The sequence below is a fragment of the Oligoflexus sp. genome, from assembly GCF_035638955.1.
In the GTDB taxonomy this organism is placed as follows: domain Bacteria; phylum Bdellovibrionota_B; class Oligoflexia; order Oligoflexales; family Oligoflexaceae; genus Oligoflexus.
This window is the reverse complement of record NZ_DASQYZ010000227.1, coordinates 1-4,283: the sequence shown is the minus strand read 5'-3', so window position 1 is coordinate 4,283 and position 4,283 is coordinate 1. Positions and strand designations below refer to the sequence as shown.

Here is a 4,283-nt window from a genome sequence, read left to right as displayed (position 1 = left end):
CTCTGGTTGATCGTGCGCCTCTAGACATGAATGCCTGAACTGCACGCTCTTTAAACTCTGGGGAATAAGCTGTAGCTGCCATGATAATCCTCCATGATGGTTTTATATCAGGAAACGACATCTTTTGTGACATCTACCGGGTGGATTAGGTGGTCGGATATCCGTGTATTACGCAAAACGGCCGAAGCGCTCATTTTCAGGATTTCCACCCGCTCGACCATGGCGAGGGGGATGTTATTGATATTGGTTCCGCCGAGACTGGCTTCAGCCGGCAGACGGCGGCCGTTCACAAGAACCAGGGTACGGCCTGATCCAAGTCCACGGAGATTCAAAGTGGCTTGCCCGACGGATGAGTATCCGCCACCACCTGTAAAGCTGCCAAAGGTATTTTCTGTCTGATTCTGCAGAAGTTCGCTGACGGATGTTATGCCAGCTTTCTTGAAATCTTCCTGCCGCAGGACTTTGGTGGGAACCGCGTTCTCCACGTCGATTCGCTTAAGCCGCGAGCCGGTAACAGTTACTTTTTCTGACTTGGGTTTATCCGGGTTTACAGGACTTTTTACTTCCTCGCCATGGACTGCAGAAGCGGAAATCACTGTAGCTAGAAGAGCCCGCGACAAATATCTTTGAGACCAGTCCTCGTTTTTTTTCATAAAGCGCACCTTTTTGGAGTTGGATTCTGACGTCCTAATGGCATCTACATGGTGTTGCCTGGAATGTAAAGACTATCTAAATCTTGCGTAAAGCTTAACTTACGCGGTGTTCACCGATGATCGCTCACACTGATTTACGATGCGCATCCCCGGCGCCGGAAGGCTCGGCACCAGCAGGCATCTAAAAAGCAACATTCGGCCTAATTTTTACAGCATTTTTGAACAGATGCCGGAAATTACTCGGGCGCGACAGTGAAATTTTTAAAAAAGAGGCTTTAAGTTCACTATCAAGTCATCCATAATTTCAATGCAATCGATGAAACATCTTCGGCCTGTGAAAGGGCGCGGCACTGGGCTTCCGTGGTAAAGCCTTCAGGCGAGCGTCATGAAAATAAGTCAGGAACTATCTGCAACTTGGCTGCAGCAGATCGTGACTTGTCCTCGCGACCCGACATCTTTTGACTGGCGCGGAAATCCGCACGATTGGTTCTGAGGGGAGTTGAGTGTCGCAAGGCACTTCTTTTCCCGACCTGCCGCAGCGTGTAGAGCACCTATTAATCCGGGAAATGCCAATGCTCAATTCTGATTTCGAGTGTCGACCGGTTGTTGTGATTTTTCAATGGCTTTTTTGCAGGTTCGCGGTTCCATGAGATTGATCAGCAATTAAAGGAAGGCGGGCGAAATACTTACGATTGAAGCTGAATCGGATCAAAGCCTCATAATCCGAATCGTTCATTCTTAAGTGCGGGTAAGGGGAATGCCCCATTACTCCGCAACCAGCCTGCCTCCAGTGACATTCAACTCTTGGATGATCATAACCTGCAGCATGTAGGAGTTCATGAAACATCAGGGTCCGGAGCTCTTGAGGGCTATCAAGCATCGAGATGGGCCTATGGTCCTGTTCGATAATGTTGTTCAAATATCTGTTCTGACGAATTTCGATATCAGTGCCTTCGTCCTCATTATAAGTTTCGATGCCCGAGGTGTTGGCTCCGCTTTTGTCAGTAGTGATTTTCACCGGTTCATCGTTTGACCTGACAGCCTTCAAGAGAAAGCGCTTTGCGGCTTTCCGGTCGCGCTTTGCTGTCAGCAAATAGTCGACTGTATTGCCTTCCTGGTCGACGGCCCGGTAGAGGTAATTCCACTGACCCTTGACTTTGATATACGGGTGAGTAGACCCTGGCGTTTCATCCGTCACACATGGCTTTCTACTTCAACTTTTTCCTGCTCAACCTTCTCCACCTTATCCGCTGCGTTTCTTTTTTGGTTACACAGCTAATTGCTATAATCACGAGAAGACCACAAATGAGGAACAACAATTTCTGACACATCATTGGCAACCCCAGTTGTTGGATGCCTACTGCGCTAATTTTGACAGGTGCAAATATCAATCCCTCTGAAAACTACCATCGATCAGCGGTTTACGTTGCCTGGTCCCGGCGTTGTTTGAGCGTTTGTCGATATTCTGATCGCTTTTACATTGTGGTACGTTAGCTTACTCACTCTGCCCAAAAAAGCGGTTTGCATTTAAAACCCTGGAGGCTTCACCACCTCAGTGATAGCTCTGTATGAATACCGCAAAGCCACGTACCTAGGCCATTGCAATCGCCACCACATGATCTTCCTGCCAATGTTTTTTCTCGCATCGAGCCTCAATCCACGAATTTCCATTCATGGCATATGGCGTATTCTTCTATGAAGGGGGACTCGCAGATGAGAGGCTAACCCATCTCTGTCACCGGAACACACTGAATGAAGATCACCAAATGGATGCAATGAGCTTTGTAGCGGTTTGTGTTGATATATGCATGCGACCTGACCCAAATGATGGGCGCATTTTAAGAAAACCCCAGCATCCAAAGGATGTGAAGCGTTGAAAAGGAATTACATGCATTGCCGTAACTCTCATCTTCTTCTGAAGAGCACTTGATTGGCAGCAAAATTGTTATTCATGGAGAATTTTCGGCAGATCATTATGTAAAATTGTGTTCGCGAAGCACCCCCACAGGTTTTGAAAAATCATTGTCCGTGAGCACTCTGTTCCGGAGGAGATCAATACAAAGAAGTCAGGGGCAAAGGCCCCGGTGGCCCTTTGCGAGTTTTTTTAAAAGAACCGCAACACCTGGGGTTTAAGGCACACATTGGTCCCTTCAGAATTTCACTTGAGCCTGACAAAACCTTGCGACAGAGCCGAAAAATTTTTTGATCACGACCGCAAAAGCCAGGACGGGTAATTCCTATACTTATGTTGAATCAAATATTTTAAGCTATTGAGCCTCGACCTGCTCGGCCACAACCCGAATCAAGCAGAAGCCCATGAAGTCCTGTAGGAGTGGATAAGTGACTGTTGTTGCGGTTGTGATATCTGAGTTGAAAAGGAAAGAACCCATGATCATGAAGAAATCGAAAACCCTGCCTGTCCTGCTTGCCTGTCTAGCTGCCCTCCATGCGCTGAACGCCTGCGGTCAAAAACCTCAAAAAAATAACCTTGATATCGTTGGCGGGCGCCTCGTCACGAGCCAGAATACTGGCCCTGAAAAAGTCTCCACGGTCGGCCTGAGTGGGTGTACAGGAACCATTGTAGCACGCGATTTGATATCGACGGCGGCTCACTGCGTAGAGAATGTTTTGCAGGATCCCTATGCGCTGTTTGGCATCGATTTCGGCGGCAACGATCGCAAGGTTATTGCCATCGAAAGTTACATTGTGAATCAAGGGTATTCTGGTTCTCACAATGACGTGGCCATGCTGAAGCTCGCCAAAAACATTCCCACCGGGTATGCCCCTGTGAAACTTCTTCCAGCCGGCATGCCCTTGAATCCCGGCGACGCCGTTCGTCAGGCAGGTTACGGTACTGACAATCAGGACACTTTTGGTACCCTCCGGACAGTGGACAGCTTTTATGTTGGCTGGTCTCCCGGGGGCACTTTACGGGTTGAGAATGGCAGAAAAGCTGCATGTAGCGGTGATTCCGGTGGACCTCTCTTTGTGCAGAAGGACGGTGAATGGTACACCGCAGGGATTGCCGCCACCGCGACTGCTAATTCTCAGAGTGAATGCATAGGCGGCAATGATTATGCGAGTGTAACCCAAAACTATAATATGCTTCTTGATATGGCCCGTGAGCTTACAGGCCGCCAGGATCCCTTTGGTGCCGGCAGCGCAGCGCCCCAGAATACGCCTCAACCAGAGAATCTTACTGATCCGCAAAAGCCAGCTGAATTTGAGGTTGTCGGAGAGCTCGTGGAGCAGAACAATGTACTCAGCATCCAGGTAAAAAACATCTCGGGCCGGGTGGTGCGCAACTGTGAATTCACGGTGACACCCGTTCGTAATTTCCAGGACGACTATTCCGTATCATATGATCTGACTCTCAAGGTCAACGAGTCCGCAGTAAATCAAAAGCATGATCTGACCTTTCAGGACCCTTTTGCCAGCGATAGCCGCCTTAGTGATATCCTTAAGTACACGATCACAAAGAGCTGCCAGGAATAAGACGACAGGCATCTTTGGATTTGTCGTGTCATAGGAATAAGGGCGATAGGAGATATAAGGAAAAATCAGCTGCTTCCGTTGTACCTCGCTCAGCTGCGAATTCCCAAATCGGCCCATGATGAGCGAAGCTGTCAC

General features: G+C 48.6%; 2 protein-coding genes and 1 pseudogene. 1 reads left to right on the top strand and 2 read right to left on the bottom strand.

Going from position 1 to position 4,283, the window contains the following annotated elements; translation table 11 throughout:
* Positions 1–107: 107 nt before the first annotated feature.
* Together VE954_RS21435 and VE954_RS21430 are read right to left on the bottom strand one after the other, a co-directional pair.
* Positions 108–653: a Plug domain-containing protein gene (locus VE954_RS21435; RefSeq protein WP_324956575.1), complete on the bottom strand. Its 546-nt coding sequence runs from the start codon at positions 651–653 to the stop codon at positions 108–110.
* A gap of 865 nt (positions 654–1,518) precedes the next feature.
* Positions 1,519–1,818 (bottom strand): annotated as a pseudogene (locus tag VE954_RS21430) (IS6 family transposase); the annotation flags it as partial.
* Positions 1,819–3,041: 1,223 nt separating this feature from the next.
* Between VE954_RS21430 and VE954_RS21425 the strand changes: the two are divergent.
* Positions 3,042–4,148, top strand: a complete 1,107-nt coding sequence (locus VE954_RS21425; RefSeq protein ID WP_324956573.1) for a S1 family peptidase — start codon at positions 3,042–3,044, stop codon at positions 4,146–4,148.
* Positions 4,149–4,283 lie beyond the last annotated feature (135 nt).